The sequence below is a fragment of the Paenibacillus terrae genome (assembly GCF_005217525.1).
GTDB lineage: Bacteria > Bacillota > Bacilli > Paenibacillales > Paenibacillaceae > Paenibacillus > Paenibacillus terrae_C.
Window position 1 is genome coordinate 38,443 of the sequence record NZ_PNXQ01000010.1, and the last position, 3,608, is coordinate 42,050.

A 3,608-nucleotide genomic window follows, 5' to 3' on the forward strand; every position below is an offset into this window, starting at 1 on the left:
CTCGTTTTTTCTCTGTTTTTCGACAAAGTCATTGGATAGATGAGATTATAGTTTGGTTCGATTCCCCCATTTTTTGCGGAAGGAATGTGGGGTTTCTCCGACATGTTCCTTGAACAGGTTGATAAAGTGGCTGGTGTTGGGAATACCTACAAACCGTGCGATATCCACAATGGATTCGTCACTGGTTTTGAGCCAGCCTTGAGCCGCTGTGATACGGACATTAATGAGATAATCAATAGGAGAAAATCCGATCTGTTTCTTGAAGTTTTTAGCGAGATTGAATTTGTTTAACTCAAACATGTCTGCCAGAGAATCCAGCGTAATTCGTTCACTGTAGGATCGATCCAAATATTGCTGAACCTTGCGTATCTCGGTGATCGTATCCTGGTTTACATACGGATGATCGTAGGGGTGCTGCAAAATATACGTCAGCAACTCACCGATGAGTCTGGATGTAAACAGCTCAGCAGAGAGAGTTCTGTCAGATTGTACGCATAACAGGGAACGCAGCTTGTCCAATATGGTGCATGGATCGTTGAGTGATATTACAGGCTTGTTGTGTTTGGCAAATTGTTCATAGAAATTGTCGATCAGATTGCCGTACACATTTACACTGATAAACTCCCATGCTTCATGACCAGCGGTGCTGTACTGTACGTATTCCTCACAACTAACGAAAAACATATCATGAGGCTTCAATATGTATTTTTTCTCCCGGTATAGCAATTCCCCTTGTCCTGATAACGTAAAAACGAGCAAGAACGAAGTAAGCTCCTTCCGTTCCATGGCATAAGCAGATGTTTTTTTGAAATAACCTATTTCCTGTATATAAAAAAGGGATTTCTTGGCAAAAGCGGAGGGAGTACGTGCAATGATTACTGGATCGCTGCTCCAAGGGATGCCATTCCCGTTGTTTTTTTGGTCTGTTGTCATATCCAATTCCTTTACAAAAGAGCAAATTTATCAAGCTAATGGCTGTTTGTTTAACAAACTAAATGGTGGTTTGCACATGATTTCCTATTTATACGGTTTTATTTTATCACATCACATAAATGCATGTAGCGAATAATATTTTGAATTATTTCCCATTTTAATTCAGGTGTACTATTATGGTGTATACAGCCCCGTTTCCTCCATAGTTTAACTCATTTATTCCTACGAAAAAGATAAATCATGTTGAAAAAATTCGGAGATGCCATGGGTTCAATTCATTTCTGGGATAAACTCCAGGAAAGGATACTAAAGGTATTCTATGCCCATTCCACCTTCCATCGCGCATATCCTTTCGTTTTAAAAAAAATGGGTCTTTGTTCTAGCGAAATAGTTCATTAGGCTTATCATGGGAAAAAATTAGATTGGGTCCAATGTTGTGATTTTGTTCACAAATATGTAGGCGCACAAGGGAGATATATGAACTTTTTTTATGCTGATTTGTGCATTGTTAATATATGTTAATTTTATGATAAATAACAGCATAAAAGTACAAAATCATACAAAAAGTGCATTCACTTATTTGCGTGATTTTCTACTCTGTTAAGAGATAGAGTGTTATTAGCTTTGGAATTTATACGGGCAATGATATGATGGGTAATACAGATATAGGGCTTTACTTACTCGACAGTCAGTTTGGAGGATTATAGGATGGAAAAACCAAAAAATACGAAAACCGCAGCGGCTTGGTCGCTCGTTATTCTGGGAGCAGGCTTTGCAGCTACGTTGCCTTTTCAGCAATATGGCTGGGCTCGGTTGTTAGCAGGTGCTTTCGAGGCAGGACTTGTCGGAGGACTGGCAGACTGGTTCGCTGTCACCGCATTGTTCCGTCACCCGCTGGGCATTCCGATTCCGCACACGGCGCTTCTTCCCAAGAACAGGGGCAAGCTGACGAGTGCCTTGGTGAGTACGGTGGAAAATAACCTGCTTAACAAAGACAGTATCGCATCTAAAATTGCCGATATCCGGCTGGCTGATTTGATGCTGGGCGGTGTGGAAAAGGGAATGCACACGCTGGAAGCGGCCGCATCCATAGATGTTCTCGCCAAACGACTGGTTCGGTCGCTTCCGCTTGCGGAGTTGGCCCCGGTAATTGCAGTCGAACTCAAGCGGCAAGTGACAGACTTCGACGCCGGACCGCTGCTGGAGGCGCTTGTCCGTCAAACCGGTAAGAAGGGCTATGACCGCCGCGCGCTGGATTACTCGCTGGAGCAGGCTGAGTCCTGGCTTTTGAAGCCAGAAACGGGCTACACACTGGGTACCTTGGGTATGCAGGCTATTAGCGGTTTGCAAGTGAGCGGGCTGATGCAATTTGCTCTGAATGCGTTCCTTGGCTATTTGAACGAAGAGCGCATGGGTGAAATGATTCGTCACTTCCTGCTGGATCAGGTCGCGGAGCTGAAAAGGGAAGACCATCCACACCGTCAGGCCGTGCTGGATGGTCTGGAAACACAACTGACCCGTCTGGCGACGAAAGATTCGGTTCAGGAAGGATTGAATAGCTGGAAAAACAATCTTGTGGATACATGGGAAGGCGATGCGTCGGTGCTTCATAAGATGGAAGAGCTGCGTGTACGCTTATTGGACTATATGGAAGACGGCCGCTATGTGCCGACCTATATTTTTCCGCTACTGGATCGAATGCTGGATGATTTGAGAGGGAATACCGAGCTGCTGGATAAGATCAATTCTAGAATTGTGGCAGGCATTACCGGGCTGGTGGAAGCCAACCACAGTCGGATTGGTAATCTGGTACGTGAAAATATAGATAAAATGGATAACGATTCACTGATTGCTCTGATGGAGGACAAGCTGGGGCAGGACTTGCAGTGGATACGTATTAACGGCGCGGTTACGGGCTTTCTGATCGGTATTGTCCTGACAGGTATCCGTATGCTGATCGGTTGATTCATTAGAGAAAAAATGCTACAGATAAGGTTGTGGAAGCATGAGGCTTTGGCACGAAGAGTTGATCGACAAGCTGCCGCGGTCGCAACTGCTGGGGCAGCATCGTGAGTGCTGTGCACTGCGTGGGAACGGGTGGGGAAAGCGACATGCTACGGTTAATTATGTGTTCGACTATCACCCGATGATGCTCGTCCGCTACCATAAGCTCGTCATGGACGAAATGAAAAGTCGCGGTTACAACGTTGATCCGCTATGGGAGCAGCCGTTGTATCGCGGCAAGAAGTGCGAACCGTGGGCGACAGAGCTTGGCGAGGAACTGAAAGCTGTCGGAGCGTATGCGGAGCATGACGATGCTTATATGAAGGAGTGCCTGGATAATCTGGCCTCCAAGGGCATTCTGATCACGGAGAACGGTACAGGAAATTTAAGAAATGGATCGAATGTATAAGTACATGATGACTAAATGAAAAATATTCCTGAATACGGTGTTATTTGTGTTTGTGATCACTGGTTTTCGTATGCTGTGGTTTCATTATTATCAAGGACAGGAATATCCAGAGGCCAAAAAAGGGGTACCATTATATATGATAACCTAGCTCCAGATATAAACAAAAGTTTCGAAATAGAGAAAAATTTAATGAATCATTATGATCACATGAAACAGGCGGGCTGTGGCATATTCATCATTAAGATGAATATGCCCCAGCCCG

Annotated in this window: 4 protein-coding genes; 3 read left to right on the forward strand and 1 reads right to left on the reverse strand. The window is 44.6% G+C overall.

Annotated features, from left to right (window positions below):
• Nucleotides 1-45 precede the first annotated feature (45 nt).
• Complete coding sequence (locus tag C1I60_RS08565) at nucleotides 46-933, reverse strand: AraC family transcriptional regulator (protein ID WP_137061335.1); 888 nt, start codon at nucleotides 931-933, stop codon at nucleotides 46-48.
• A gap of 708 nt (nucleotides 934-1,641) precedes the next feature.
• Between C1I60_RS08565 and C1I60_RS08570 the strand changes: the two genes are divergently transcribed.
• The 3 genes from C1I60_RS08570 to C1I60_RS24780 form a co-directional block, all read left to right on the forward strand.
• Nucleotides 1,642-2,898: a DUF445 domain-containing protein gene (locus C1I60_RS08570; RefSeq protein WP_137061336.1), complete on the forward strand. Its 1,257-nt coding sequence runs from the start codon at nucleotides 1,642-1,644 to the stop codon at nucleotides 2,896-2,898.
• Nucleotides 2,899-2,938: 40 nt separating this feature from the next.
• Nucleotides 2,939-3,346 (forward strand): TIGR02328 family protein, encoded by a 408-nt coding sequence (locus C1I60_RS08575; protein ID WP_137061337.1) that lies wholly within the window; start codon nucleotides 2,939-2,941, stop codon nucleotides 3,344-3,346.
• Nucleotides 3,347-3,361: 15 nt separating this feature from the next.
• The coding region (locus tag C1I60_RS24780) for a hypothetical protein (RefSeq protein WP_212734449.1) at nucleotides 3,362-3,608 on the forward strand (247 nt) is incomplete at its 3' end.